A 26,320-nucleotide genomic window follows, 5' to 3' on the forward strand; every position below is an offset into this window, starting at 1 on the left:
CTATTTGACCGATGGACCATCCTCAATGATTGCGCGGAATGGAGCCGTGAAGCGTACAATATGTTCGCCACGTTTGGCTGATGCAAGGAAATCCTCACGCCAGTGGTCGGGGTTGACATGCAATGTGTTGAACAGCACTTCCGTCTGTTCGCCTGGTTCTTTTTGCCGTTTCATCATGGCTTTGCGCCGACGGTAGTCATCACCTTTGGCGAAGAACGCGTCAAGTCGCTGGTCGGCTTGTGCAGCCTCGGCGCCACCGGCCTGCTCGGCGTCCAGTTCATCAGCCACGGCCAGAATGCGTGCAGACAGTGAGCGCAGCAGTTGCGCCACTTCCCCACCGTTTTCTTCCACCATGGCTTTGGTACGGTCGGGATCGGTCAATGCCACACGCGTCATGTCACGCCAAGAGCCTGCACTCAGCGCCATCGCGATATTGCGATCAGCATTGTCGGTAAGCATGTTGATGAACGATGTGGCCACTACATGGGGCATGTGGCTAATCAACGCGGCCGCACGGTCATGGGTCTGGTCATCAAGAATGATCAGCCGGTTGCGGCATTGGCGTGTGATCATGCCGGCCACGGCCATCACGCGCCGGTAATCCGTATGTTCGCAGAATGTCATGGCCCATAGCGCGTCATGGAACAAATGTTCATCAGCCGCTTGCCACCCCGACAGTTCATTGCCACACATCGGGTGTGCCCCCACGTAGCAATCATCAAGTCCTACGCGTTTGACTTGCTGGCGCACAATGCCTTTGACCGACCCCACATCAGTCAGCGTCGTATGCTGCGTATCGAGAGCCGGTTTCAACTGTTCGAGCACTGCCGGCATGGCAGCCAGCGGATTGCACAGCACGAGCACATCAGGACGTGCGGCGGCCAAGTCAGTCAAATTGTCGAAGCATTCAATGCCCATCGCGCGCGCATGCGCATATGGATGCTGCCGATGGTTCCATGCCAACACTTGGCATCCTGAGGATTTGAGACGCAATGCCAACGATCCGCCAATCAGGCCCAAACCCACAATGCCCACGCGTTGCGGAGCTTCCACTCCTTCCTGGGCCATTGACCGCATATCGTGCGTCCATGCTTCCACTGTTTCGTGAGTCATGGCATCATCTCCTTTCCCAGCTGTTGGACCAAGCGTCCATGGTCATATGGTCGATCACCATAACAATTCCTGTGCGGCATTCGTGTTCTGTGTGGCATCATACCGCGCACCTCCCTGTGGCAGCATCCATTGTGCAACGGGGGGTGTCGGACGATCCACATGTGGATACACGGCCAGAGTACGTACCCAATCCCCATGTTCAAGGATCTCGTCCAACGCCGCATGGAAATTCGCCTGCCATGGGGCAGCGTCCAATGTGGCGATGAAACTGTAGGTGCCTTGATGGCCTTTGATGGGTCTTGATATGAAACTGGTCATGTTCAATCCTGCATCGCGCAGCACATCAAGCAAATTGGCCAGCACGCCGGGGCCAGTGACGAGCGGGATAAACGTGACGATTGATTCGAATTGGCGTTGCTTGTCGTGGCTCAAACCGTTCAATATCCGTTGCACCTCGCCGCGTGGCGCTGTGACGAGGAATTCGGTGCATCCTTCACGGTAATCCTGCACCGCTGTACCGATGCGATGCAATCCATACAGTTCGCCGCACAACGACGGGCCCAATGCAACACTGCCGAATGCCAGGTCTCGGCAGGCGGCCGCATTCGAGCTGGCCGGTACGGCATGCAAACCATGACGCGCTATGAATTGGCGGCACTGGGCCAATCCGTGGCTGTGTGCGCGAATATCATGGCATAGTTCCACCACGTCGACTTCTTGGCGTCGCGCCTGGAGCCAGGTGTCTTCGGTCACGAACGCGTCGAATGCAATGTCAATGCCAATGCGTGCGAATCCGGCCATGTTCTTCGCGTCAATCAGCAAATCCAGATTGGGTACCACATAGCCTTCCACATTGTTTTCCCAGGCGATGACTCCCCAACCATCCCCATGCTCAACATGGTCGGCAATCTGTGTGACCTCGTCACATGGTTGCAATTGCATCACATCATCAGGCAGCATTGCGTTCAGCCGATGGGCCGCCGTCAATGCGGCTTGATGTGTGAAGGTTCCTTCAGGGCCCAAATAATACAATGTCGTCATAGGCAACGCTCCTGGTTCATTCTGCATGCATCATTGCCGGCGCGGCCGGTGCGGCACATGGTATGCGGCGAATCCTTGGCCCGACGTTTTCGTCACATGCGAGAAGTGTGCAGCTCGTGCTTCATTGCCATCATCCGCGCCAGCGTCACCATTGGGAATGAAGAACCATCGGGCAGGCAACAACGCCATGACGATTTGCATCACGACCACGCCAAAAAACCAGATCATGCCGCAATTGCGTGACAAAAACGGCAATGTTGCGCCTGAAATGGCCATTGGAATCAGCACATCGCCACCAGGACCGTACACGGCCATGAACCCCACAATGGCCGAGCTGAAAATCAGATGCACAGCCAGTCCCGTGATGCCTCCGCGCGAACGTGCACACCATGCCGACATGCCGACGAGCACGAATCCAAGCACCAAACCAATCGGCAAATTCTGTGTGGCACCAATGCGATGCGTCAATGTGCCAATGATGCCCGTGGCAATGGCGGACGCCACAGTGATAAGCATGCCGCCCCAGATTCCAATGCGATGGGACCAGGGCGCAGGGAAAGCATGGTGTGTTTGGCCAGTCATGTCCATCAGTCTAACGCTTGACCCCCAACAGCGCATTGCCAGGGCTTCCGGCAGCGAACGTGCAGGACTGGTCAAGCGTATGCCGTCCCAATCGGCATGGCGCCACCATAACGAAACCGCCAGCGAATCGTATGATCCACTGGCGGTCGGTCAGATTTGGTTCACGCGCCCGGACGTTGCACATCTGGGCGCATCACGCTCACTTATTGGCGGCTGCGTTGTTGGCGCGACGCTGCTTGGCGCGCCACTTGTACCAATCCTCACGGTTGAGGATGATCTTGCGCACGCGAATCGACTCCGGCGTGACCTCAACGCACTCGTCTTCGTTGGCGAAGTCAAGCGACTCTTCAAGGCTCATCTTGATCGGAGGCGTCAGCGTTTCGAGCACGTCGGCTGTGGCGGAACGCATGTTCGTCATGTGCTTGGCCTGCGTGATGTTCACGTCGAGCTCGTCGGGCTTGTTGTTGATGCCAACGACCTGGCCTTCGTAGACCTGCGACTGCGGCTCAACGAAGAAGTTGCCACGAGCCTGCAAGCGCTGCATGGCGTACGGCGTAGCCGTGCCCTGACGGTCGGAAACCATCGAACCGTTCTGGCGCGTCACAATCTGGCCCGCCCACGGAGCGTATCCGGCAGAAATCGAAGCGGCAATACCGGTGCCACGCGTTGCCGACAGCAGTGCTGTGCGGAAACCGATCAGACCACGGCTTGGCACCGTGAACTGCAAACGAATCCAGCCCGAACCATGGTTCGACATCGATTCCATACGGCCCTTGCGGTCAGCCATGAGCTGCGTGACGGTGCCCATGTACTCTTCAGGCACGTCAATCGTTGTGGATTCCATAGGTTCACACAGTTCGCCATCAATCGTCTTCGTGACCACCTGCGGGCGACCCACAGTCAGCTCGTAGCCTTCACGACGCATCTGCTCGGCCAACACGGCCAGTGCCAGTTCGCCACGACCCTGCACTTCCCATGCGTCAGGACGGTCTGTCGGGATGACCTTGATCGACACGTTGCCGATGAGTTCGCGGTCAAGACGGTCCTTGATCATGCGGGCGGTGAGCTTGTGGTCCTTGCCCTCCGTGCCGGCCAACGGCGAATCGTTCGTGCCGAACGTCATCGAAATGGCCGGGTCGTCCACATGGATCAACGGCAGCGGCTGGGGATCGTTCGGATCGACAATCGTTTCACCAATCATGATGTCGTTGACACCAGCCACGGCGACAATGTCGCCAGGACCGGCTGATTCCACGGGCTGGCGCTCGAGGCCCTGCGTGCGCAGCAGCTCGGAAACGCGGAAGTTCTCAATCGAACCGTCCACACGGGACAGGCCATACGTCTTGCCCTTTTCGAGCATGCCGTTGTAAATGCGCACGAGACCAAGACGTCCCAGGAAGTCCGAGGAGTCGATGTTGGCCACATGGGCCTGCAATGGGGCGCCCTCTTCATATTCAGGAGCCGGAATGTTCGTAATGATCGATTCGAACAACGGTTCCAGATCCTCATTGTTCGGCAATCCGCCATTCTCCGGCTGGTCTGCCGAAGCATAGCCGGCCTTGGCCGCGCAATAGATTACGGGCAGGTCGAGTAGCGAGTCGAGGTCAAGGTCAATGCCTTCCTCAATCACGTCTTGGGCCAGACCGAGCAGCAAATCGGAGGCTTCACCAACGACTTCTTCAATACGCGCGTCGGGGCGGTCGACCTTGTTCACGCACAGGATCACGGGCAACTTGGCTTCGAGCGCCTTGCGCAGCACAAAACGCGTCTGTGGCAGCGGGCCTTCGGAAGCGTCAACGAGCAGCACGACGCCGTCAACCATCGAGATGCCGCGTTCCACTTCGCCACCGAAATCGGCGTGGCCTGGCGTGTCAATGACGTTGATCGTGATGCCTTCAGGATGGCCATACTTCTCAGCCAGCGGGCCAGTGTACTGCACGGCCGTGTTCTTGGCGAGAATCGTGATGCCCTTCTCGCGTTCCAGATCATTGGAATCCATGACGCGGTCCGGCACCTCTTCGCGTTCGTTGAACACGTTGGACTGCTGGAGCATGGCGTTGACGAGCGTGGTCTTGCCATGATCGACGTGGGCCACGATTGCAACATTACGGATATCACCGCGTACAGCCATTGAAAGCCTCTCTTTGTTTCCTTGCGTTGTTCCGGTAATCGGATGATGGCGCGCATGCGTGCAGTTGGGCACAAACATGATGCGTTAAGGATTGCAGGCGCTGTTTTCAAGCGCAAACGTTCACCATGGTACGCGCGCTGCCCGACGTTGCCGGTTCAACGGCATCACCGGGCAGCGGAAATAGAAAATAATGGAAAACGCGTGGCTCCAAGAACGTCAGTCCTCGAGCGTCTCACCCATCTTCTCAGGCAGGAACAGCGCGGCAACGCAAGCCAGCACGAACGCGGCGGCGAACACGATGAATGCCACGGACTTGTTGCCGCCCGAAAGCGTGAGGAACCACGGCACGAGCAGCGGCGCGATGATAGCCGCCACACGGCCGCACGCCGCGGCGGCACCCGCAGCGGCACCACGCAGACGCGTCGGATAAATCTCGGGAGTCACGGCATACATGACGCCCCACGCGCCCAAGTTCGACGCCGACAGCAGCATGCCGAACGTGATCACCTGCCACACGGTGACCGACTGCGAGAACAGGAACGCGGCGACGGCAGACACGGCCAGGAACACCGCGAGCGTACGGCGACGGCCCCAACGTTCCACAAGCCACGCGGCCAGGAAGTAGCCGGGCAGCTGGGCCACGGCGATGACGAGCGTGTAGCCGAACGACTTGGTCAACGAACCAAACTGATCAGCCAACAGGCTCGGCATCCACGTGAACGCGCCGTAATACGAGAAGTTCACAAAGAACCACGTGGCCCAAATGGCCAACGTGATCGGCAGGAAACGGCGGCTGAACAGGTCGCGCGTGCGCATGGCGGACTTCGTCTTCACCGTCTTGACAGCGGCAGCACCTGACTTGGCCCGCAAGCCGAAACCGGTACGCTTGGTACCCGCGGCAACCGCTCCAGCCTGCTCAAAATAGCGCACGGCCTGTTCGGCTTCAATCTCACGGCCTTGGGATTCAAGGAACCGCACGGATTCAGGCAGCGAACGGCGCACCACAATCGCGTAGAGCAACGGCAACGCGCCAATCAGCAGCGCCCAACGCCAACCCCAGTCCCCTGAAGCGGGAATCACCAGATAGCCGATCAATGCGGCCACAATCCAGCCGACGGCCCAGAACGATTCAAGCAGTACGGTCATGCGGCCGCGCTGTTTGGTCGGTGAGAATTCGGAAACCAATGTGGATGCCACAGGCAGTTCGGCGCCCAAACCCAAACCGATCACGAAGCGGGCGACGAGCAGCGCGGCCAGCGTCCAGGAGAACGCCATCGCGCCGTTGGCGATGCCGAACACGATCAGCGTGGCCGTGAAAATCGTTTTGCGGCCGAAACGGTCGGCCAAATAGCCGCCGAGCGCCGCGCCGATGGCCATGCCGATGAAACCGATCGACAGCACCCACGATTTTTGCGTGGCGTTGAGGTTGAACGCGGGATCTGCGGCGATTGCCGTCACGACGAACGACACGAGACCCACGTCCATCGCGTCGAACGCCCAGCCGATGCCCGAAGCCGTCAGCAGACGACGGTGCGCTTTGTTGATGGTCAGATTGTCAAGACGCTGATTGCGCGTCATATTGCCCTGAGGGGCGCCAGCGCCAGTCATGTCCGGTTCGGAAGGTTGCGATACCGGCACGAAAGAACGCTCGGAAGTCACGGAAGACATAAGGACTCCTGGGGGTTGATTCTCTCTATCCCCAACAGATTACGAACACTGACGGGGGTGTTCATGACCGGAGCCCACATATTGAAACAGGGGACGACCAGCTCAGCAGGCAGCCACCAACGCAGCAGATCACGAGCTGTTCAACAGGCTAGGTCCGTCTCGGCAGGCTGCAGCCAGCTCAGGCCACAACCCCTTTGGCGACGAGTTCACGCGCCACTTCGCGATATTCCTTGGCCGTCTTGTGGTTCGGCGCATAAATCGTGATCGGAGCGGCCGCCACATTCGCGTCGGGCAATTTGATCGAACGTGAAATCACCGAATGGAACACGTTGTCGTGGAACGCTTCATAAATGCGTTGCAACACTTCATCGCAATGCAACGTGCGCGTATACATCGTCACAAGCACGCCATACACCTCAAGCGACGGGTTGATGCGCATCTGTACTTTTTCAATCGATTGCATCAGCAACGCCACGCCGCGCAGCGCGAAAAACTCGGCCGCCACGGGAATGATCACGCCATCGGCCGCCGTCAACGCGTTCACGGTCAACAAGCCCAACGACGGCTGGCAGTCAATGATAATCACGTCATATTCGTTCTTGACCTGGCGCAGCACACTGGCCAGCACCTGTTCGCGCGCCACTTCGGTCACGAGCTGCACTTCAGCCGCCGACAAATCAATGTTGGCCGGCATCACGTCAAGGCCGTCATAATCGGTATGCTGAATGACCTCGTGCACATCCATACGCGGGTTGAACAGCGCCGTATACACGGTATTTTCCACAGCGTTCGCGTTGATGCCAAGCCCCACCGTGGCCGCGCCCTGCGGATCGAAGTCGACAATGAGCACCTTGCGCCCGTATTGCGTGAGCGCTCCGGCAATGTTGATTGAACTTGTGGTTTTGCCTACACCACCCTTTTGGTTGCACATGGCAATAACTTTGGCGGGCCCATGCTGTTGCAAGGGCATGGGTGCAGGGAATGTTTGGTATTCCCGTCCGAGCATATCCGTAGGCATACTGTTTACTCTATCAGTTCGAGTTTCGGTTCTGGTCAATCAGCATAATCTCATGGTAGACGAATCACCGTCCGCACAGCAACGGGGGGGCATTGATGCCATGCTGCCGTCATACTTGCGCCACGTTGCCGCCACGCTCCCCTGCTGTGCACATGGTACGTTCATCGGGCTCGCGGATGCGCCATGGCATACGCTTCAATCAACGAATCAGGGCTCACATGCGTGTAGATTTGCGTGGTTTGCACACTCGCGTGGCCCAACAGTTCCTGCACGCTACGCACGTCGGCGCCGCCCTGGATCAGATGCGTGGCAAATGAATGGCGCAACGTATGCGGGTGGATCGGTCGCGTGAGTTTGGCCCGTCCCGCAGCCGTTTGCAGCACTTCCCACGCCGACTGCCGTGAAAGGCGCTTGCCGCGTTTGTTCAACCACACGGCACGCAGTTCACGCTCGCCTTTGGCCTTGGCTTCCAATACAGGCCGGCTTGCGTCCAGATATTGCTGCAGCGCTTGGGCCGCTGTGCTGCCGAACGGTACGAGCCGTTGTTTGGAACCTTTGCCTGTCAGGCGCATCACCCGGTCGGTTTCGTCAATATCGTCGAGATTGAGCCCCACGGCTTCCGACACGCGCGCTCCCGTAGCGTAAAGCATTTCGAGCAACGCCCAGTCGCGCGTGGCCACCACGTCACCTGTCGAGGCCATCTGTTGGGCCGTGTCAAGCAACTGGAACACGTCGTCCACTGAAAGCACATCGGGCAGATGCTCGCCGGTTTTCGGCGCGTGCATCGTGGCCGTCACATCCACGGCCACGGCGCGTTCCTGCAGCAGGAACCGGTGGAACATGCGCACGCACGCGAGCCTTCGCGCGATGCTGGCCGGTTGCAAACCTTGCGCATCGAGATGCTGCACAAACTGTTCCACGTCTTCCGTGCGGATGCGGGTGGGTTCGTTCAGTCCGCGCGCGTCAAGGAACGTCAGATACTGTTCCAAGTCCGTGCGGTACGCGTCCAACGTCGCCCGGGACAGTCCGCGCTCCACGTCCATCGACGTGAGGAACTTGCGGGCCCAATCAGCATTCGCCATCACTCCCCCTTCCTGTGCGCACCCGTGTCACTGCCGCTGCCGTTATGGTCAGATTCATCTTCTTGATATTTCTGATGATGAGGCCCTGGCATTGCATTGCCTCACATCGCCACCATGCGTAGCCGTTTTGGCTCCATTACAACGATGTGGCCATGACACTTGCTGTGTCATGGCCACATCGCAACGTGGAACCACTGCAGACGATCAGGCGTTCACCGGAGCGTTGACGTCTTCAGGCAGAGCGGCCTTGGCCTGCTCCACGATGGCCTTGAACGTGTCGGCATCCGACACGGCCAGCTCGGCCAGAGCGCGGCGATCAAGTTCGATGCCAGCCAGGCGCAGACCCTGGATGAAGCGGTTGTACGTGATGCCCTCAGCGCGGACAGCAGCGTTGATACGCTGGATCCACAGCTTGCGGAAATCGCCCTTGCGGGCCTTGCGGTCGCGGAAGTTGTAGTTAAAGGAGTGCAGCAGCTGTTCCTTGGCCTTGCGGTACAGGCGGGAACGCTGACCGCGGTAACCCTTCGCGCGTTCGAGAACAACGCGACGCTTCTTCTTGGCATTCACTGAACGCTTGACACGTGCCATTGATAATCCTCTTTCTTAATAACGTCTATCTGCTTGCCCGGTGCGCCTTATGGCTCACTTGCCGAGCAGGCCCTTCATCTTCTTGGCCTGAGGCGTGGAAAGCGTCTTGTTGGCCTTCAGGGCGCGACGCTTACGAGCCGACTTGTGCTCGAGGTTGTGGCGCATGGCGCTGCCGTTGTGCACGACCTTGCCCGAACCGGTGACGCGGACACGCTTGCGTGCTGCGGAATTGGTTTTCATCTTCGGCATTGCTGCCCTCCTTGTGTGTTCCTTCGTTGTAAGGAAGTGTTCCTTCATTGCTGAAGTCTGTGTGTGCCGTCAGTCCTCGGAAGCGACGGTTTCTTTGGCTTGCGCAACAGCCTGGGCCTTGGCCTCCTGCTTGGCCGCAAGACGTGCGGCTTGGCGGGCCTGGCGTTCGGCGCGCGATTCAGCGCCACGACGACGCTGCTCGGATTGCGTGTGCACCTTCTTGCCCTTGGGCGCAAGCGTCATGATGATGTTGCGGCCTTCCTGCTTCGGCGCGGACTCAATCGTGCCGACTTCCGAGACCTCATCAGCCAAACGCTGCAACAGTTCAACACCGCCAATCGGACGCGACTGCTCGCGACCGCGCAGCATGATCGTGACCTTGACCTTGTCGCCGCCATTGAGGAAGCGCTCAACGTGACCTTTCTTGACTTCAAAGTCATGGTCGTCAATCTTGAGACGGAAACGGATTTCCTTGATCTCGGCCGTGCTCTGGTTGCGGCGCGCTTCGCGCTGCTTGATTTTCTCGTTGTACTTGAACTTGCCGTAGTCGATGAGCTTGGCAACCGGAGGCTTCGCATGCGGAGCCACCTCGACGAGATCGAGGTTCGCTTCCTTTGCCAGGTTCAAAGCGACGGAAGTCGCGATGACTCCCACCTGTTCGCCATTCGGTCCGATAAGGCGTACCTGAGAGACGCGAATCTCGTCGTTAATGCGTGGTTCGTCGCTAATGATGACTCCAATCCTCATACATGTGCTATAAGCCGGAAAACCTTGCGGCTGAAGTCTTACCAAGTCTCATTGGTCCCAAACATGAGCGCGACAGTAAGACGCCACACGATGATGCGGCGTTGAAGTCGTATGGATGCTGACCCTTGTCAATCATCACGTTGCCGGCCGCTATGCGCGCCGACGGCATGCAACCGCATGCCAGGCTCTTGCCTTGGACCCGAGACCATAAAGGGCCTCCAGGTGGGTTTCCCGCTTTCTTGATTTCTCAAGCCTCATGTATAATACCACAGCCCTGGACCAGCGTGTCGCGATAGTCGTCGGCTCACCACACCATCCACGAGCGTCAATCAGCGCTTGGGTCGTTCTGGTACGGGTTTGAGTCGCACAATCGTTTCAGCTGCGATGCTGACCTGCTGTTCAGGTCTGGAACCGTTGGCCGCCGCATCACGCGTGATTTCCAACGTTGAGCCGTCCCATGAGCGCACATGGCCCACCACATCGCGGTATTTCATACGGCCGTCACCAGGGTCCACTCCGAGTGCCGTACGCACCACCACCCGGGCGCCTTGCGGTATTGATGTGGGCAATTGCATGGGTTCCATACGGCTGATTGTAATGGGCATCATGCATCGCGGGGACTTCGGCTACTGGAACGCCAGGCGGGCATGGCAAAAATCAATATATATAGTGAAAGCCAAACAAGCGCAACGCAAGGGGATGACGGTGGAACAGACAGCGCATACGGCAGTGATCATGGCGGCCGGCGAGTATTACGCGGAACCGATTGTGCGGCACGAAGGCGACGTGCTGATTGCGGCCGATGGCGGACTCGACCATGCACGCGGTTTCGGGCTCGAACCCGACTATTGCGTCGGCGACCGCGACTCCTCTACGGCGCGAGCGCTGGCCGACACCACGCACATGGTCGTGTTGCCTCCGGAAAAAGATGATCCCGACTTGCTCTCCGCCTTGAAGTTCGCGTGGTCGCAAGGCTTGCGCACGTTCCATATTTACGGGGCGTTGGGAGGCCGAATCGACCACACGATTTCGGCGTTGCAGACCGTGGCGCTCGTGGCGGAACACGGGGGTGCCGCGATACTGCATGGCGACGGGCAGATGGTGACGGCGATCTGTGACGGCATGCTGAAGTTCTCCCCCTGGCACGCGCCCGAGGGTCGCGGTGAAGCGCCGTACGTGTCGGTGTTCGCGCATTCCGATGTAGCGCGTGGCATCAACGAGACGGGACTGAAGTACGGGCTGGACGACGCGACGATGCACAATACGAACGTGAACGGGCTGAGCAACGAGTTTGTGGACGGTCAGGCCGCGGCCATTGACGTGCATGACGGCACGCTGATTGTGACCTATCCGCTCGGAGCCGCCACGCCACAACGTGAGCTGTACCGCGAGTTTACGGGCGACTTGGGTGAGTTGAGTTTCGAGGTGACGTCGGCGTTGCGCGTGTCTGCACGCTGATACAGCGGACGCATTTGGCTGATGCAAATGATTGCATTGGCGCCATGGTCCCGTTCAAGGCTCACGCCACCGGATGAACGGCACCGATGGCACGCGCGGCACGTTGCCAATAGTCAAACAAACCCACTACTGTAAGACTCGTTGGTTAACCATGGTTTCCGCACGACTATGCCCCACGCATGCAAATACGGGGGTGAAAGAGTGCGGGAGCTTATCCCCAAGGGAGAAACTACATGACAGTGAAGATTGGTATCAACGGCTTTGGTCGTATCGGTCGTCTGGCGTTCCGCCGCATCTTCGAGCTGCAGGCTCGCGGTGGTGAGGCTGCTGGCATCGAAGTCGCAGCTATCAACGATTTGACCACACCCGCCACGCTGGCTTACCTGCTCAAGTACGACAGCACGCACGGTGTGTTCCGTCACGACGATGGCACGCCGGTCGACGTGAAGGCCACCGAGGATTCCATCATCGTTGATGGCAAGGAATACAAGGTTTACGCCGAGAAGGATGCCAACGACATTCCGTGGGTCAAGAACGACGGTGTCGAGTATGTGCTCGAGTGCACGGGCTTCTACACCTCGGCTGAGAAGTCGCAGGCCCACATCAACGCTGGCGCCAAGAAGGTCCTGATCTCCGCTCCTGCCAAGGACGAGACCACGCCGACCGTCGTGTTCGGTGTCAACGAGGATATCCTCAAGGCTGATGACGTGATCGTGTCCGCTGGTTCCTGCACCACGAACTCGATGGCCGCCATGGTCAAGCTGCTCGACGAGAAGTGGGGCATCAAGGCCGGCTTCATGACGACGATTCACGCGTACACGGGCACCCAGATGCTGCTCGACGGCCCTCGCGGCACGAAGACGGGCCGCGATCTGCGCGCCGCCGCCATCAACACGATCGCTCACTCCACGGGCGCTGCCAAGGCTATCGGCAAGGTCGTTCCTTCCGTGAACGGCAAGCTGCAGGGCCACGCTCAGCGTATCCAGGTGCCGGATGGCTCGGTCACCGAGCTGACGACCGTGCTCGAGAAGAACGCTACGGTTGACGAGATCAACGCTGCGTTCAAGGAAGCCTTCGAGAACTGCGAGTTCTACGGCTACAACGAGGACGCCATTGTCTCCTCCGACATCCTGGGTGACACCCACGGTGGCGTGTTCGATCCTACGCAGACCGACGTGAACGAAGTGGACGGCGTGACGCTGGCCCGCACCGTGTCGTTCTACGACAACGAGTACGGCTTCACCTCGAACATGATCCGTACGCTGCTCTACTTCGCTGAGATTTCCGAGTGAGCCTTCAGCAGGTTTTCGGACTCCAGTGAACCGGTAACGTCGCACTAAGCGGTGGTGCCGGGCGGTCGTTTCGGCCAGTACTGCAACAAACATCCCGCTGTCAACGCACTGTTGGCAGCGGGATGTTTCTTATTTCTGTTTGCGGTGCTGAGGGTGCCGTAGCCTCCGGTCACCACGTCGCTATGGGCGCCGCCGTCGCATCCAACACAGCCAGCAGGTCGTGGGGATTGACACCCACGGAGAACCCGCGTTTGCCGCCGGAGACGAGTATCTGGTCGAAGGCGAGCGCGCTGTCGTCGAGCACGGTGGCGTGATGCGTTTTTTGGCCGAATGGGGAAATACCGCCCACGACGTATCCGCTTTCGCGCATGGCGACTTTGGGGTCGGCCATTGCGGCTTTTTTGTCGCCAACGGCGGCGGCCAGCGCTTTCAAGTCCATATGGCCGCTGACGGGCACGACGCCAACCACGCGGCGCGAGCCCGTGTCGGCCATCAATGTTTTGAATACTTGCGCTTCGTCAAAGCCGAGTTTGCGTGCGGCTTCAATGCCGTAGCCGTCGTCCATGTCGTCGTTGGAGTGCTCGTATTCGTAGCAGGTGAACGGCACGCCGGCGTGTTCGAGTTGCACGGTGGCCGGTGTGGAGCCTGCGCCTTTCACATGTTTCTTCTTTGCCATGCGACCCATCATAGGTCGCATGGTTGCATGGTTCGTCGCTCAGCTGGTTTCCAATGTCGCCAGCGAGTGGGATATGGCTGTTGGATGGTTTACCGCGCCATGGCGCGCACGGGTGCGGGCAGTACGAAATGCATGTCTTCGTTGACGGCTTGCACACTTTCCAGATCAGTGAAACCCAGTGCTTGCAGATGGTCGATCACGCCTTGCACGAGCGTGTCGGGCACGGATGCGCCTGACGAGACGCCCACGGATTGCAGGCCGTCGAACCATGTGTCGTCCAATTCGCTCGCATCGTCCACGCGATGGGCACGTGTGGCGTCGCCCAATGCTTCGGCCGCAACTTCCATGAGTCGCACCGAGTTTGAGGAGTTGGCTGAACCCACAATGATGACGGCGTCGGCGTGTTCGGCTACGAGTTTGACTGCTGCCTGGCGGTTCGATGTGGCATAGCAGATGTCGGAGCTGGGCGGCATTTCGATCCATGGGAACCGTTCTTTGAGTGCCGCGATCGTGTCGGCTGTTTCGTCCACGCTGAGCGTGGTTTGCGTGAGCAGCACGAGCTTTGTGGATTCGTCAAAGTCGAGGCTTTGCACATCGCCGGCCCGTTCAATCAGATGCACGTGTTCGGGACTCTCCCCTACCACGCCCACGGCTTCATCATGGCCTTGGTGGCCAATGTAGACAATCTCATAGCCTTGACCCACGTAGCGTTGTACTTCACGATGCACTTTGCCTACGAGCGGGCAGGTGGCGTCCACAATCATCAGTCCACGTTCTTTGGCCACGCGTTGCACATCGGGAGATACGCCATGGGCTGAGAACACGATTGGAATGCCGGCTTGTGCGGCCTGATCGGGAATCTCGTCGAGTTCTTCAACGAACACGGCGCCTTGGTCGGTTAGTTCCTGGACCACATGCTTGTTGTGCACGATCTGACGGCGCACATACACGGGTGGCAAGCCTGGTTCACGAGGTGTGGTGGCGGTTTTCAAAATGGTTTGCACGGTAACGATGGCCCGGTCAACACCAGCGCAAAAACCACGCGGATCGGCAAGCACAATGCGTTTGGCCATAAGAAATGGGGTTCCTTCCCTGCGTTGAACAACATCACTTAGCTTAGCTGACACTTCCAACACCCGTGGCAGCAAAAAAGCCGCTACACTGGTCGGTGAACTTATTTCACTCATTTACCTAACCACTATCTATTCACGTTGGAGTAGCTCAATGACGAGTACACAATCATCTTGTTCATGTTCGTTGCCGCCTCGCACAGGGCAGCAATACTCGATTCGGCACGGCGATTACGCGGCTGTGGTCACACAATTGGGCGCCACATTGCGCGCACTGACCTACCAGGGTGAAGACGTGATCGAGTCCACAGGGGCTGATGATATTGTCAGCTGCTGCCAAGGCCAATTGCTCGTACCATTCCCGAACCGTATTGCGAACGCCACGTACGAGTTTGACGGCTGCGAGTATGTGTTGCCGATTGACGAGCATGAGCGTCATACCGCCATTCATGGCTATGGGTATCGCGCGTTTTGGACACTCATCGATTTGCGTGAAGATGAAGTCACGTTGCAATGGCGTGTGCCCAACATGGAAGGCTATCCGTTCGATCTGGTAGTCAACACCACCTACCGGTTGGACGACGACGGCATACACATCCGCGTGTGCGCCACGAACCATGGCCAGAACACGGCCCCTTGGGCATTGGGCATCCACCCATGGATTTCGAACGGCAAACATCATTATGGTGATGCGATTGACGCCGACAACGCCGCCTGCACGTTGCAAATCCCGGCAGCCTCGCATGTGTGTGTCGATAACAACCTGATTCCCACGGGCGTGGAGAGTGTGGATGGCACGAAGTTCGATTTCCGTGAAGGCCTGGCGCTCACGCAGCAGCCGTATGATGATGCGCTGACCGATGTGGCGCATGACGAGTCCGGTTGGACGTCCGCATTGTTCACGCGCCCCGACGGCATGGTGGTGCGCGTGGCCGGAGATGAAACGATTACTTCGTTCCAGGTGTGCACCGGCACGGGATTCCCGCCACCCAAGCATCCGGCCGGTGTGGCGATTGAACCGCAAACCGCCTATGCGAACGCGTTCAACACGAAGCGTGATCTCATTGCGATTGAAGCCGGTCAGACAAGCGAAACGAACATGCTGATCAGCGTGGTGCACGGCCTCGACTGATGCCGGCCTGAGTGCCACCCGTCCGAACCGGTGAACCTCAACTATCGACACGCCGCATGCTCCTGTACGGGGGCATGCGGCGTGCCTGTATAGTGTGCCGAATATGCGAACAGGCTCGAACCTCGGGGTTCGAGCCTGTTCGCTCTATCGCTTGATCGGCCTAGGCCGTCACCAACTCAGGCGTTGGGACGCTTGCCGTGGTTGGCCTTCTTCTTACGGCGATCCTTGCGCTTGCGGCCGCGCATACCCATGATGGTCTCCTTTGCTTGAACGTGTTCGTAAGCCTACGGGATTATCGCACACCAACGCGACGTTTCGCCAGTCACCCCTGTGACGGTCTGCCGCTTGGCATGCGCAAACACGCCGCTAGTCATGCACCTCGCGGTGGATGATTGTGGCATGCATCAGGCTCGTGCTCGTGCCTTGCATGCCCGTCACACTCGTGACATGTGTGACATGCGTGATGGACGACGTCTGGCGGCGACGTTCCTCACAACATCGGTCCAACGTGGCGCGGATGCGCTCATAGAGGCATTCCGGTGCGGTTTGCGGACGCAGCATCGTGCGCATGCGTTCAATGAGCATGGCTTCCAGTTCATCGCAACTGCTCATGTCGAAGCAAGTGGTGGCCGTGCACGATTCCACACACTCGGCATCATGATCATCTTGGCCACCAGCAGTGTCAGCCATCTGATCTGCAGTTTGGTCAGTCATGTGGTCAGCTGTTTGGTCAGCCGCCGGTGAGGCGGTTGCGGGAGTGAACCCTGCCACGCGGCCTGGTGCCGGCTGCGATGGGTCCAAAGGCTCAGGTGCGCTACCGGATACGACGTTATCGTTCATTGTGCGTTCCCTCCCGTAGTGCCGTGCGTGGCCTGGTGTGCCGGTTTACCCGTTTTCGTGGCAGCAGTGTGTTCATGGTCTGATCCCATGCCGTATCCGCGTTCCTGCGCGTATTGCGCGAGCTCTTGCTTGAGTTGCGTGCGCGCGCGATTCAGACGGCTCATGACCGTGCCAATCTTGATGCCCTGCTCCTGAGCGACCTGCTTGTACGGTTTGCCATCAATGGCCGCGTCAATGAACACTTGGCGACGTTCTGGCGGCAGATTGTTGAGCGCACGCATGATTTCTTCGGGCGCGAACGCATCAAGGTATTCCTGCTCGGCTGATTTGAGCTCTTCGGGAGCATGCGCTGAAGCGGCATAAATATCCCAGTCGTCATATTCGCCAGTGGCGCCGTTGGCACGCTGTGGCCGGCGCTTGGCTTTGGCGTACTGGTTGAAGAACGCGTTCTTTTCAATCGTGGTCATCCACGCTTCAAAATTCGAGCCCGGACGGAACGAATCAAACGCTTTGAACCCACGTTCAAACGTGTCTTGCACGAGGTCTTGCGCGTCTTCGGGATTGTTCGTGAACTTCATGGCTTGGCGATACAACGCATCAACGGCCGGCAGAGCCAATGCCTCGAATCGTGCGCGACGTTCTTCTTCCGATTCGGCTGGCACCGATGGTTGGGGACGTGAGGCGAGCGCGGTTGCGGCTGACGCTGGGGCCTCGGCTTGCAAGCCGGGCGTTTGCGTATTTTCGTCCGCACCGCCGTATTGGGGTATTTGCTGTGCTATCACAGGCATCATTCTATAAACCCAGTCTGAGTGTTCGCCGTGCGCGGCTTCGTCGCATTGGCCGTCACCAGCTACCACTGTTCCCGACGGCACCCTTGGCGTGGCAGTATGCGGTCCATGCAAGCCGTATCGCTTGGCGCCCATGTCGTTACCGGCGTGTGATTAGAATGCCATGGCAGAAGCGTGAATAGAAAGCGATGGCATCAGATGGCTTTAAGTCTCGAATCCGCAGCGGCATTGTTGTTTGAGCATGGGTTGTTGCGTGAGATTATCACTCGTGATGGTTGGACGCTCAATCCTTCGGATGTTCCCGGGTATCGCGACCAGGTGACCGGGTTGACGTATTCAACCACACAGGTCGTCCCAGGTTCGGCGCTCGTATGCAAAGGCCGGTTCCGCGCCGAGTATTTGCAAGATATTGATCAGCAACGTCTTGCCTGGTATGTGGCGACTGAGGATTACAGCGCATACACGGCCGCTCCGGGTTTGATTGTCAACAATGCCACGCAAGCGTTGAGCCTGTTGGCTGCCGCGTATTACGACTATCCGCAGGATGAGCTGACGGTGATCGGCATTACCGGCACCAAAGGTAAAACAACGACGGCTTATTTCACGCAGGCCATGTTGAACGCGTTGTCGGGTGGCAAATGCGCGTTGTTCTCGTCCAATGACAATTGCATTGATGGCGTGCACTATGTGGAGTCCGATTTGACTACACCTGAATCGTTGGACGCGTTCCGCATGATGCGTCAGGCTCGCGAACATGGCATGGAATATCTTGTCATGGAGGTGTCGAGTCAGTCATACAAGGTCAATCGCGTCTACGGATTGCATTTTGATGTGGCCGGTTTCTTGAACATCTCCCCCGACCATGTTTCCCCCATTGAGCATCCCACGTTTGAGGATTATTTGTATTGCAAACGTCAGATCATTGCGAATACGAGTGCGCTCGTGTTGGGTGCGGATTGTGACCATGTGCGCCTGTTGTTGCAGGATGCGCATTTGCATGATGTGCCTGTCACCTTGTTCGGTACTGAGGATTCCACGTTGCCTGATGATGGTCAGAGCACGCCGCTTGGACTCGTCACGGTTGGTGCGGCCGATGAACGCCATGACCGGTTTGATGTGACGGTGTTTGGCGATCCTGCCGGTTCGATTGCGTTGGCGATGCCGGGTGACTTCAATTATGTCAATGCGGCGGCGGCCATCGCGTTGATTGAAGCGGCCGGAGTGCCGTTCAACGCCGACGTCGCCTATAAAGCGTTGGACGAGGTGCGTATTGCGGGCCGTATGGAAACCACACGTGATGACGAGTCGAACACCGTGGTCATTGTGGATTACGCGCATAATGGCATTTCGGTCACATCGGTATTGGATTACGTGGATTTGCAGTGGGGCCAGGAGCAGCCTTCAATCACACTGATCACGGGTTCGGCTGGTGGCAAGGCGCTTGACCGTCGCGAGGAGATGGTCAGGGCCGCCGAACAACGTATCGACCATTTCATTTTCACGACCGACGATCCCAACGAGGAACCCGTGCAAGATATTTGCGAACACATGGCGTCATACATCCAGGCGCCCGATGTGCGCCACAGCATCATCCTTGACCGCGCCCAAGCCATTGCAAGCGCTATTGAGGAAGCTCGCGCCGACGACTCAGGTCGTTTGCATGTCATCCTGGCGTTGGGCAAAGGTGAGGAACGCTGGATCAAGGCGCATGGCAAGCATATGCCCTACGAGGGTGACGACCATGTGGTCGCCCGCTTGTTGCACCGTTTATGAGCCCGCACACCTCCACATCTACACATCTACACGCCCTTAATGCGGCGTCAAGCAGCCTCAAGCCGCGCATAATCAGCACAGAACCAAGGAGTACAAAACGCCCATGATGATCATTGAACGTGTGCCCGCCGCCACGATGGAAGAAGAAGCCAAAGACCACGGCATGGCACTGCCGATTGAACAAACCGGCGTATGGGCGGATTTCCAGGCCGACGTGCCTGGCCGCATGCCGTGGGGCATGCTGCTCGTGCGCGACCGCGACGCCCAAGGCGCCATTGTGGCCGTGATTTCGCTCATCCGCATGGACACGCACGGCTATTCCTACTTGCGCGCCATGCACGGGCCCGTATGGGCATCCAAGCCCACAGCTGAACAGGAGCAGCAGCTCATTGACGCGCTGGTCGCCTATGTGCGTTCCCATGACCGTCATATCGCGTTTTTGCGTATTGACACTTGGTATGACCACGCCGACGTGCTACCCGTACTCTCGACCGTGCCGTACAACGAAACCGTTGTCGTCGACCTGACGGGCGGCGAAGAGGCAATTTTGTCGCGCATGAAGAGCCGCGGCCGCCGTGACGTGCGCAAGGCCATGCGTGAAAGCCCGGCCACGATTGCGAACGAAACAGCACAAGCTGTCAAGGATTTTTCTGAGTACTACCAGGTCATGGTGGACACCGCGGCACGCGACGGGTTCTCCCCGGCTCCGATGAGCGATTACGTTGACATGCTTGTCAAGTTGGGCGATCATGCGCGACTCTATGCGGCGCGTGTGGATGGCGCCGTGCACGCGTGGACGATCATCACACTGCATGGCACATCGGTCGTCTACTACTACGCTTGCATGGCCAGCGATGCGCGCAATGAGAAAATCCCCGACAAGATGCTCGGCCAAATCATGACGGAACTGGGTGATGAAGGCTTCACCACTATGGATTTGATGGGTATCGGTAACGATTTCGCTCCCTCGCTCAAATCCTTGAACAATTTCAAGACGAAGTTCGCTAAGGAAACCACGACGATTGCCGGCGGCCACGACATCCCGATCAAAAAGGGCTTGTATCGCACGCTGACCCTACTCAAATCCGCGCGTGCCAAACTGCGTGGCCTCAAGCATCATGACACGAACACTGATCAGGACCACACTGCAGCGAAGACCAAAGGCCAGGACGACACTGCGAAGGCGGCCGCCAAACAGTGAGGCGCCTGTGAAGAGCATTGCGACGGGCACGGGCCGGGTGGCAGAAATCAGTATTGTCCTCACGCCCATGAACGCCGTGCCCACGCTGCTGCGAAACCAGCCGAGCAATAGTGCAGCCCCGCCAACCGTACCGGTTTGACGGGGCTGAAGCGTGCTGGAACAGCGTTCAGCTGTGCAGATCCGTGTCGTCATCCTCGTCCAAGTCGAGGATGTCGTCCAGATCGTCGTCATCCAAACGCAAGTCGGGGCCGAGCAGCAGCGAATGCACGTCGTTGGGATCAAAATCGGGGTTCGCATCCGTTTCAAAATCCAGTTCGGCCGCATCCTCCAGACCGTCCGCAACGTGTGCAGCATCCGTGCGCGGCAGCGGGTCGACGCCCAGCTGGTGCACGCGCTGATCCTTGGGCAGCTGCAAGTCGGGATGGATGGATTCCTTCAGCAGGATGCGCGCGTCACCCGCCGTTACGAAACTGCCGCAAATCAGCACACCGTGGCCGTAGCCGACGCCCACTTCGTCCGCAGCGTCCACACGGTCCACAGCCGCCTGGATCGCACTCGGCAGGTCCTCGATCGCCGTCACGCGCTCGCGGCCGAACACGTGCACGGCGATCCGCTCGATCTCGTCGAGCGGCATGCAGCGCGCGGCCCACGAATTTTGCGTCACAATAATTTCGGACAGCACGGGTTCCAGCACGCCCAGATATTCTTCGACCTGCTTGTCTTTCATCATGGCGACGACGCCCACCAGCTGTTCGAAATCGTAGTTCTCCTCGAGCGTCTCACGTAACGCTTCCGCCGAGTTGAGGTTGTGACCGCCGTCCAAAATAATCGTCGGCGAGTTGCGGATCTGCTCAATACGGCCCGGAATTTTCACGTTGCCCAAGGCTTGGGCAACCAAGTCGCCGTCGAGCGGCCCGTTGACAGGAATAATGATTTCTGCGGCGCACAAAGCTGCGAGCGCGTTATGAGCCTGATGCTCCCCGAACTTGTCAACAGGCACCTCAGTGTACGTACCGTTGGGAGTGCGCAACGTAACAAGCTGGCCTCCCACTGCCGGCACGCGGGAAAGCACGGCGGCTTCCTGACCGTCACGGATCAGGCGCGCATGCGCTTGGGTCGCGGCCTCCTCGAGGATCGGCATGACGGCGTCGGCGTGCGGCTGCGGGCCGATGATGGCCGTGCAGTCGGGTTTGATGATGCCGGCTTTCTCCGCGGCAATATCGCGCACATCATTGCCCAACCAAGCCATGTGGTCCATGTCGACGGGACCGATGATCGCCGCGTCGGCGTCGAGCACGTTCGTCGCATCCCAGCGGCCGCCCATGCCAACTTCCACAATGGCCACGTCGACGGGTTCGTCAGCGAACTTCCAAATGGCCATGGCCGTGAGCACCTCGAAGAAACTCATGCGCGGGGAACCTTGCTGGTCCATCTGGGCGTCGACGAGCGCGATCAGATCCTTGACCTGGTCCCACAACTCAATGAAGTCTTCCCTGGAAATGCGTTGGCCGTCGAGCATGATGCGTTCGGTGACGCTTTCCAGATGCGGTGACGTGTACAAACCCGTGCGCAACCCGTAGGCGCGGCACAACGCTTCAGCCATGCGGGCCGTGGACCCCTTGCCGTTCGTGCCTGTCACATGGATCACGCGCAGCGAACGTTCGGGATTGCCAAACAGGTCGAGGATCATGCGCATGCGCTGCAAATCAAGGTTCGTTGTGTTGCGCTCGCTCGGACGGGCCATGATGTTGGCTTCCACAGCGCGATACTGCTGTTCGAGACGCTGCTGACCGGACGTGGTGTACTGTTCCTGTTCACTGGGCTGTGGCGATACCATGGGCGACCTTTCTGCGTGATGGGTGGCGCGAGTGTGATGGTTGACGCGGGCGCGTACTTGCTGGAGCACCATTCTAGGAAGGTGTGCCAACGGGGGCGAGTTCGGCGCGGTTGGTTACGATGAACAGCAATGGAACGCAACGCTGATGGCGTTCTCTTCAAGAGCCAAGAGTCAAGAGTCGTGAGAGCTGGCAAGGAGCAACAAATGGCCGACGTGATCACTGAACAAGACAAGGAATATGAAGCACGGGAAGCCGCCATGGCTCCCGGTGACGACCAAGACATGGCCGACCGTGTGAACAACCGTTCGCTGCGCCCGCAGTCGCAGTCGTTTGTCGAGTTCATGTCAACAGGCTGGGATGACAACGAACCGGAGATTGAGCGTTACGAATCGGCCGCGTACACGCCTGCACGTCTGGCGGCGCTGGGAGCCGCGTTCCCGGGCGAACGCCTCGTGATTCCGGCCGGTCAGCCCAAGGTGCGCAACAATGATTGCGACTACAAGTTCCGTCCTGATTCGGCGTTCATCTATTACACGGGCTTGGGTGAGGATTATGAGGCGGGTTCCGTGCTCGTGCTTGACCCGACCGATCTGGACTCCCCGGAAGCCAAAGCTGGTCAGACGCACACGGCGCAACTGTTTGTGGCACCACGTGCCAACCATTACACGACCGATTTCTTTGAAGACCCGCATTATGGCGAGTACTGGGTGGGTCCGCGCGCGGGCCTGAAGGAAATGGCCGCGATGACGGGCTTGGAAACCCATGATATTGCGCGTCTGTCTGACGCGCTCGCCAAGGATGGCGTGCGCATGCGCGTGATTGCCAAAACCGACCCGCAGATTACCGGTATTGTCAATGAAGTACGTTTGACGACGGGTGACCCGGACCGCGTGGAGCATGAAGGGGACGATAATAAGCTGCTGGAGTTCGCTTCCGAACAGCGTAAATGCAAGGACGCATACGAAGTTGGTGAGATTCGCAAGGCTGTGGCGGCCACGAAACTCGGGTTTGACAACATTTTGCGCAAGCTGCCGTCGGCCATTGGCAAGCCGCGTTCCGAACGCATGCTTGAAGGCGCGTTCAATGCGATTTCGCGTGAGGAGGGCAACGAGGTCGGTTATGACACCATCATCGCCTCGGGCGCGCATGCGCCGATCCTGCATTGGGAACGCAACACGGGTGTGGTCGGCGACAACGAGCTGCTGCTGATTGACGCGGGCGTGGAAGTCGACAGCCTCTATACGGCCGACATCACGCGCACATTCCCGACGAACGGCAAGTTCACGGACTTCCAAAAGCGCCTCTACCAGGCCGTGTTGGACTCGCAGCAAGCCGGTTTTGAAGCGGCCAAAGTGGGTGCCACCTATTCAGACATTCACCATGCATGCATGCGTGTAATCGCTGAACGCTTGCACGAATGGGGCATTTTGCCCGTGGATGTGGAAGAGTCGCTCTCCCCTGAAGGTCAGCAGCATCGCCGTTGGCTCGCCTGTGGCGTGGCACACCACTTGGGGTTGGATGTGCATGATTGCGCGCAGGCGCGCTACGAGTCCTACCAGGGCGCGCCGATTGAACCGGGCATGGTGTTCACGATTGAACCTGGCTTGTATTTCCGTGAGGACGACCTGATGATTCCTGAGGAATACCGCGGCATCGGCATCCGTATTGAGGATGACGTGCTGATGACCGAAAACGGCCCTGAATGGATTTCGGCAGGCATCCCCAAGCAGATTGACGAGGTGGAAGCCTGGATGGCTCAAATGGCCGCGGAAGGCGCACAGAACCGCTGAACGGTGTCTTGAGCCCACAGCGAGAGCAGCACGGCACTCTTTGGCCTTTAGCGTGATGGCGTTCGACACTGCATTGGCATTCCTACGATGGTGACGTGTTGACGCGTCACCAGGTTGGACGGTGACGTAGTTTATGAGTGTGAAGAGAGGATGCCACAGCCCTGGTTGTGGTGTCCTCTCGCTGTTCTTATAAGGGGGACATGATGACTCAGAAGGTCGCCATTCTCGGTGCCGCAGGCCGTATTGCCAAACTGGCCGAACCGATTCTGTTGGAGAAGGGCATGGATTTGGTGCTCTATGCGCCGCATCCTCGCAAGATTGACAGCGACATTCGCGAAAACGAGCATGTGCAGGTCGTGGAAGGCGACGTCATGGAAACCGGCAAGCTCGCCGAAGCCATCCGTGGCGCTTCCGTCGTGTACGCCAACCTGGCTGGCAGCACCGACAACGACCATCCGAACACGGTCGACCAGGCCGAGTCCGTCGTCGACGCGATGAAGTCGGCCAAGGTGTCGCGCCTGATCTGGATTTCCTCCTTGGGCATCTATGATGAAGTCCCCGGCGTGTACGGCGACTGGAACCGCAAGACGTTGGGCCACATCCTCGTCGAATACGCCGAAGCCGCCAAGGTCATTGAGGAAAGCGGTCTTGATTACACGATTATCCGCCCGGCGTGGCTGACCGACAACGATGAAGTCTCCTACGAAATCACGCAGAAGGGCGAACCATTCAAGGGCACTGAAGTTTCACGCCTGTCCGTGGCCACCGTGGTCGCTGAAATCATCAACAATCCTGAGCAAAACATCAACGAGTCGCTGGGCATCGACAAGCCCGGCACCGACGGCGACAAGCCGTCGTGGATGTGAGTCGGATCTCATCACATCCCACGGGTCTTGAGCGCGGACATGTGTAGCGCCGACTTGGCGGAGCCCCGAAGCTGATTGCAGCTTCGGGGCTCCGCTGGTTGTTCTATGCTCGGCATTATGCGTATTGTTCTGCAAAAAGTATCGCAAGCATCCGTCAACGTCGTTGACGAACAAACGGGACTGCCCGACCCTTCATTCGAGCCCCAGCATATTGGCACGGGATACATGCTGCTCGTGGCCGTCAAAGACAGCGACGGCGATGAACAAATCGCCTGGCTCGCCCGCAAAATCGCGAACCTGCGCGTGTTCGAAGACAATGAAGGCAAAATGAATCGTTCGTTGGCCGACGTAGATGGTGCCGTGCTCTCGATTTCACAGTTCACGCTCTACGGCAATGTGCGCAAAGGCAACCGCCCCAGCTTCATCGAAGCCGGCTCCCCCGCCCACGCCGAACAAGTCTGGCATGCGTTCAACAAGGCGCTCGCCAACCACGGGTTCACCGTGCTCGAAGGCCGCTTCGGCGCCCACATGCGCGTCAACCTGACCAACGACGGCCCCGTCACAATCCTGTTCGATACCGATGAGCTGATGCGCTAGTTTATCTGGGTTACTTTGGGTCCGGAGACGCAACCAGATGGATGCGGATGTACCGTTTTTGTACCACCGTGGTACAAAAACAGTACAGATTAGGCGTTGGGAAGCGAATATGTAGCGTGTTTGTACCACGGTGGCACAACGGCGATACGGATTCGAGCCAAAAATGCATGCGTTTGTACCACCAAGGAAAGTTATGGGTCTGTTTTCTTGGTTGTTCGGAAGAGGCAAGCATCAGAAGTAAGAGGCGCGTACTCCCTCCTCCAACGATGCTTCCGTGTTGAATGTCCGCAAACCAATGGTGCCCAATGGCTACATGCCGTTAAATACGTTTGAACGTTTTATGCAGAGGGCATCGATATCCGACGCGTGGTCTTGGATGTCGAGATCATTGGGGCGGGTCCGTCCGTGGAAGTCATTGAGGTGGACGCTTTGCGGTTGCGTGGCACCGAAGTGTCCTATCAGTTCGGTCAGCTCATCCAGCCGGAGAATCCGCCACCATGGTCGTCGACGTTGTTGACCGGAATCAGGCCGGATGATTTTCTTGACGCCCCTGACGCTGGGTACGTGATGCCCGGTTTCATTTCCGCGTTACAAGGGTTGACGGTCATCGGACACAATGTGGGGTACGAGAACGCGTGGCGACACCCACCACAAGGACTACGCGACGAGTACGGCATGCCCCCAACGCCACGGCACCGGCATCGACTGGAACGAATCCCACACCAACACCCCACGACCCGACACCGACTAACGACTTACACACTTTTTGTCCATTAACCC

Annotated in this window: 26 protein-coding genes; 9 read left to right on the forward strand and 17 right to left on the reverse strand. The window is 58.4% G+C overall.

Annotation, left to right across the window (positions count from 1 at the left end):
- From BGLCM_RS03945 to BGLCM_RS03995, 11 genes are all read right to left on the reverse strand, one after another.
- Positions 1 to 1,113 (reverse strand): prephenate dehydrogenase, encoded by a 1,113-nt coding sequence (locus BGLCM_RS03945; RefSeq protein WP_006294329.1) that lies wholly within the window; start codon positions 1,111 to 1,113, stop codon positions 1 to 3.
- A gap of 54 nt (positions 1,114 to 1,167) precedes the next feature.
- On the reverse strand, positions 1,168 to 2,181 hold the full coding sequence (locus BGLCM_RS03950; protein ID WP_006294328.1) for a prephenate dehydratase domain-containing protein: 1,014 nt from the start codon (positions 2,179 to 2,181) through the stop codon (positions 1,168 to 1,170).
- Positions 2,182 to 2,184: 3 nt separating this feature from the next.
- A complete protein-coding gene (locus BGLCM_RS03955; RefSeq protein WP_069187322.1) occupies positions 2,185 to 2,670 on the reverse strand; it encodes a hypothetical protein in 486 nt (161 codons plus the stop codon).
- Between the two features lie 265 nt (positions 2,671 to 2,935).
- On the reverse strand, positions 2,936 to 4,867 hold the full coding sequence (gene typA, locus BGLCM_RS03960; protein WP_006294325.1) for a translational GTPase TypA: 1,932 nt from the start codon (positions 4,865 to 4,867) through the stop codon (positions 2,936 to 2,938).
- A gap of 216 nt (positions 4,868 to 5,083) precedes the next feature.
- On the reverse strand, positions 5,084 to 6,475 hold the full coding sequence (locus BGLCM_RS03965; RefSeq protein WP_006294324.1) for an MFS transporter: 1,392 nt from the start codon (positions 6,473 to 6,475) through the stop codon (positions 5,084 to 5,086).
- A gap of 238 nt (positions 6,476 to 6,713) precedes the next feature.
- Entirely contained in the window at positions 6,714 to 7,553 is an 840-nt protein-coding gene (locus BGLCM_RS03970) for a ParA family protein (protein WP_006294323.1), read from the reverse strand.
- Positions 7,554 to 7,714: 161 nt separating this feature from the next.
- Positions 7,715 to 8,635: a site-specific tyrosine recombinase XerD gene (gene xerD / locus BGLCM_RS03975; protein WP_006294322.1), complete on the reverse strand. Its 921-nt coding sequence runs from the start codon at positions 8,633 to 8,635 to the stop codon at positions 7,715 to 7,717.
- A gap of 204 nt (positions 8,636 to 8,839) precedes the next feature.
- Positions 8,840 to 9,223: a 50S ribosomal protein L20 gene (gene rplT / locus BGLCM_RS03980; protein WP_006294320.1), complete on the reverse strand. Its 384-nt coding sequence runs from the start codon at positions 9,221 to 9,223 to the stop codon at positions 8,840 to 8,842.
- Between the two features lie 54 nt (positions 9,224 to 9,277).
- Complete coding sequence (rpmI, locus tag BGLCM_RS03985) at positions 9,278 to 9,472, reverse strand: 50S ribosomal protein L35 (protein WP_044084802.1); 195 nt, start codon at positions 9,470 to 9,472, stop codon at positions 9,278 to 9,280.
- A gap of 69 nt (positions 9,473 to 9,541) precedes the next feature.
- Positions 9,542 to 10,219 (reverse strand): translation initiation factor IF-3, encoded by a 678-nt coding sequence (gene infC / locus BGLCM_RS03990; protein WP_006294318.1) that lies wholly within the window; start codon positions 10,217 to 10,219, stop codon positions 9,542 to 9,544.
- 329 nt (positions 10,220 to 10,548) lie between these two features.
- Positions 10,549 to 10,794 (reverse strand): DUF6725 family protein, encoded by a 246-nt coding sequence (locus BGLCM_RS03995; protein WP_044084907.1) that lies wholly within the window; start codon positions 10,792 to 10,794, stop codon positions 10,549 to 10,551.
- A 124-nt stretch (positions 10,795 to 10,918) separates the two neighbouring features.
- Between BGLCM_RS03995 and BGLCM_RS04000 the strand changes: the two genes are divergently transcribed.
- Together BGLCM_RS04000 and gap are read left to right on the forward strand one after the other, a co-directional pair.
- Positions 10,919 to 11,677 carry a thiamine diphosphokinase gene (locus BGLCM_RS04000; RefSeq protein ID WP_044084908.1) on the forward strand — a complete coding sequence of 253 codons (759 nt, stop codon included), beginning with the start codon at positions 10,919 to 10,921 and terminating at the stop codon, positions 11,675 to 11,677.
- A 233-nt stretch (positions 11,678 to 11,910) separates the two neighbouring features.
- Entirely contained in the window at positions 11,911 to 12,969 is a 1,059-nt protein-coding gene (gap, locus tag BGLCM_RS04005) for a type I glyceraldehyde-3-phosphate dehydrogenase (protein WP_006294313.1), read from the forward strand.
- A 169-nt stretch (positions 12,970 to 13,138) separates the two neighbouring features.
- Here the strand turns inward: gap and ybaK are convergent, their stop codons facing one another.
- Positions 13,139 to 13,645: a Cys-tRNA(Pro) deacylase gene (gene ybaK / locus BGLCM_RS04010; protein WP_044084909.1), complete on the reverse strand. Its 507-nt coding sequence runs from the start codon at positions 13,643 to 13,645 to the stop codon at positions 13,139 to 13,141.
- Positions 13,646 to 13,734: 89 nt separating this feature from the next.
- A complete protein-coding gene (locus BGLCM_RS04015) occupies positions 13,735 to 14,718 on the reverse strand; it encodes a 4-hydroxy-3-methylbut-2-enyl diphosphate reductase (RefSeq protein WP_006294311.1) in 984 nt (327 codons plus the stop codon).
- Between the two features lie 151 nt (positions 14,719 to 14,869).
- Here BGLCM_RS04015 and BGLCM_RS04020 point away from each other — a divergent pair, with 151 nt between their 5' ends.
- On the forward strand, positions 14,870 to 15,847 hold the full coding sequence (locus BGLCM_RS04020; protein WP_044084805.1) for an aldose 1-epimerase family protein: 978 nt from the start codon (positions 14,870 to 14,872) through the stop codon (positions 15,845 to 15,847).
- Between the two features lie 176 nt (positions 15,848 to 16,023).
- Here BGLCM_RS04020 and BGLCM_RS08765 read toward each other — a convergent pair whose 3' ends face one another.
- The 3 genes from BGLCM_RS08765 to BGLCM_RS04030 all read right to left on the reverse strand — a co-directional run bounded on the left by BGLCM_RS08765 (position 16,024) and on the right by BGLCM_RS04030 (position 17,478).
- Entirely contained in the window at positions 16,024 to 16,098 is a 75-nt protein-coding gene (locus tag BGLCM_RS08765; protein WP_420796150.1) for a 50S ribosomal protein bL37, read from the reverse strand.
- Between the two features lie 115 nt (positions 16,099 to 16,213).
- The gene (locus tag BGLCM_RS08040) at positions 16,214 to 16,561 is read right to left on the reverse strand and encodes a hypothetical protein (protein WP_148401494.1); all 348 of its coding nucleotides are present in this window, start codon (positions 16,559 to 16,561) and stop codon (positions 16,214 to 16,216) included.
- A 122-nt stretch (positions 16,562 to 16,683) separates the two neighbouring features.
- Positions 16,684 to 17,478 carry a sigma-70 family RNA polymerase sigma factor gene (locus BGLCM_RS04030; protein ID WP_006294304.1) on the reverse strand — a complete coding sequence of 265 codons (795 nt, stop codon included), beginning with the start codon at positions 17,476 to 17,478 and terminating at the stop codon, positions 16,684 to 16,686.
- 195 nt (positions 17,479 to 17,673) lie between these two features.
- Here BGLCM_RS04030 and BGLCM_RS04035 point away from each other — a divergent pair, with 195 nt between their 5' ends.
- Positions 17,674 to 19,248 carry a UDP-N-acetylmuramoyl-L-alanyl-D-glutamate--2,6-diaminopimelate ligase gene (locus BGLCM_RS04035; RefSeq protein ID WP_006294302.1) on the forward strand — a complete coding sequence of 525 codons (1,575 nt, stop codon included), beginning with the start codon at positions 17,674 to 17,676 and terminating at the stop codon, positions 19,246 to 19,248.
- Positions 19,249 to 19,351: 103 nt separating this feature from the next.
- On the forward strand, positions 19,352 to 20,449 hold the full coding sequence (locus BGLCM_RS04040) for a lipid II:glycine glycyltransferase FemX (protein ID WP_006294301.1): 1,098 nt from the start codon (positions 19,352 to 19,354) through the stop codon (positions 20,447 to 20,449).
- 166 nt (positions 20,450 to 20,615) lie between these two features.
- Here the strand turns inward: BGLCM_RS04040 and BGLCM_RS04045 are convergent, their stop codons facing one another.
- Positions 20,616 to 22,193, reverse strand: coding sequence for a bifunctional folylpolyglutamate synthase/dihydrofolate synthase (locus BGLCM_RS04045; protein ID WP_044084915.1), 1,578 nt, complete (start codon positions 22,191 to 22,193; stop codon positions 20,616 to 20,618).
- Positions 22,194 to 22,490: 297 nt separating this feature from the next.
- On the opposite strand from BGLCM_RS04045, the gene BGLCM_RS04050 reads away from it, so the two are divergent.
- The 4 genes from BGLCM_RS04050 to BGLCM_RS08770 all read left to right on the forward strand — a co-directional run bounded on the left by BGLCM_RS04050 (position 22,491) and on the right by BGLCM_RS08770 (position 26,317).
- On the forward strand, positions 22,491 to 24,077 hold the full coding sequence (locus BGLCM_RS04050) for an aminopeptidase P family protein (RefSeq protein ID WP_044084807.1): 1,587 nt from the start codon (positions 22,491 to 22,493) through the stop codon (positions 24,075 to 24,077).
- Between the two features lie 200 nt (positions 24,078 to 24,277).
- Positions 24,278 to 24,943, forward strand: coding sequence for an NAD(P)H-binding protein (locus tag BGLCM_RS04055; RefSeq protein WP_006294295.1), 666 nt, complete (start codon positions 24,278 to 24,280; stop codon positions 24,941 to 24,943).
- Between the two features lie 117 nt (positions 24,944 to 25,060).
- A complete protein-coding gene (dtd, locus tag BGLCM_RS04060; protein ID WP_044084916.1) occupies positions 25,061 to 25,540 on the forward strand; it encodes a D-aminoacyl-tRNA deacylase in 480 nt (159 codons plus the stop codon).
- A 420-nt stretch (positions 25,541 to 25,960) separates the two neighbouring features.
- Positions 25,961 to 26,317 (forward strand): PolC-type DNA polymerase III domain-containing protein, encoded by a 357-nt coding sequence (locus tag BGLCM_RS08770; protein WP_420796151.1) that lies wholly within the window; start codon positions 25,961 to 25,963, stop codon positions 26,315 to 26,317.
- Positions 26,318 to 26,320: the final 3 nt, after the last annotated feature.

Source organism: Bifidobacterium gallicum DSM 20093 = LMG 11596 (assembly GCF_000741205.1).
Taxonomy (GTDB): domain Bacteria; phylum Actinomycetota; class Actinomycetes; order Actinomycetales; family Bifidobacteriaceae; genus Bifidobacterium; species Bifidobacterium gallicum.

Bases quoted from the DNA above. Each gene is read 5' to 3' on its own strand.
- BGLCM_RS03945 (WP_006294329.1), bottom strand. From the start codon at position 1,113: ATGACTCACGAAACAGTGGAAGCATGGACGCACGATATGCGGTCAATG.
- BGLCM_RS03950 (WP_006294328.1), bottom strand. From the start codon at position 2,181: ATGCAGAATGAACCAGGAGCGTTGCCTATGACGACATTGTATTATTTG.
- BGLCM_RS03955 (WP_069187322.1), bottom strand. From the start codon at position 2,670: ATGCTTATCACTGTGGCGTCCGCCATTGCCACGGGCATCATTGGCACA.
- typA (WP_006294325.1), bottom strand. From the start codon at position 4,867: ATGGCTGTACGCGGTGATATCCGTAATGTTGCAATCGTGGCCCACGTC.
- BGLCM_RS03965 (WP_006294324.1), bottom strand. From the start codon at position 6,475: ATGACTGGCGCTGGCGCCCCTCAGGGCAATATGACGCGCAATCAGCGT.
- BGLCM_RS03970 (WP_006294323.1), bottom strand. From the start codon at position 7,553: ATGCCTACGGATATGCTCGGACGGGAATACCAAACATTCCCTGCACCC.
- xerD (WP_006294322.1), bottom strand. From the start codon at position 8,635: ATGGCGAATGCTGATTGGGCCCGCAAGTTCCTCACGTCGATGGACGTG.
- rplT (WP_006294320.1), bottom strand. From the start codon at position 9,223: ATGGCACGTGTCAAGCGTTCAGTGAATGCCAAGAAGAAGCGTCGCGTT.
- rpmI (WP_044084802.1), bottom strand. From the start codon at position 9,472: ATGCCGAAGATGAAAACCAATTCCGCAGCACGCAAGCGTGTCCGCGTC.
- infC (WP_006294318.1), bottom strand. From the start codon at position 10,219: ATGAGGATTGGAGTCATCATTAGCGACGAACCACGCATTAACGACGAG.
- BGLCM_RS03995 (WP_044084907.1), bottom strand. From the start codon at position 10,794: ATGCAATTGCCCACATCAATACCGCAAGGCGCCCGGGTGGTGGTGCGT.
- BGLCM_RS04000 (WP_044084908.1), top strand. From the start codon at position 10,919: ATGACGGTGGAACAGACAGCGCATACGGCAGTGATCATGGCGGCCGGC.
- gap (WP_006294313.1), top strand. From the start codon at position 11,911: ATGACAGTGAAGATTGGTATCAACGGCTTTGGTCGTATCGGTCGTCTG.
- ybaK (WP_044084909.1), bottom strand. From the start codon at position 13,645: ATGGCAAAGAAGAAACATGTGAAAGGCGCAGGCTCCACACCGGCCACC.
- BGLCM_RS04015 (WP_006294311.1), bottom strand. From the start codon at position 14,718: ATGGCCAAACGCATTGTGCTTGCCGATCCGCGTGGTTTTTGCGCTGGT.
- BGLCM_RS04020 (WP_044084805.1), top strand. From the start codon at position 14,870: ATGACGAGTACACAATCATCTTGTTCATGTTCGTTGCCGCCTCGCACA.
- BGLCM_RS08040 (WP_148401494.1), bottom strand. From the start codon at position 16,561: ATGACTGACCAAACTGCAGATCAGATGGCTGACACTGCTGGTGGCCAA.
- BGLCM_RS04030 (WP_006294304.1), bottom strand. From the start codon at position 17,478: ATGATGCCTGTGATAGCACAGCAAATACCCCAATACGGCGGTGCGGAC.
- BGLCM_RS04035 (WP_006294302.1), top strand. From the start codon at position 17,674: ATGGCTTTAAGTCTCGAATCCGCAGCGGCATTGTTGTTTGAGCATGGG.
- BGLCM_RS04040 (WP_006294301.1), top strand. From the start codon at position 19,352: ATGATGATCATTGAACGTGTGCCCGCCGCCACGATGGAAGAAGAAGCC.
- BGLCM_RS04045 (WP_044084915.1), bottom strand. From the start codon at position 22,193: ATGGCCCGTCCGAGCGAGCGCAACACAACGAACCTTGATTTGCAGCGC.
- BGLCM_RS04050 (WP_044084807.1), top strand. From the start codon at position 22,491: ATGGCCGACGTGATCACTGAACAAGACAAGGAATATGAAGCACGGGAA.
- BGLCM_RS04055 (WP_006294295.1), top strand. From the start codon at position 24,278: ATGATGACTCAGAAGGTCGCCATTCTCGGTGCCGCAGGCCGTATTGCC.
- dtd (WP_044084916.1), top strand. From the start codon at position 25,061: ATGCGTATTGTTCTGCAAAAAGTATCGCAAGCATCCGTCAACGTCGTT.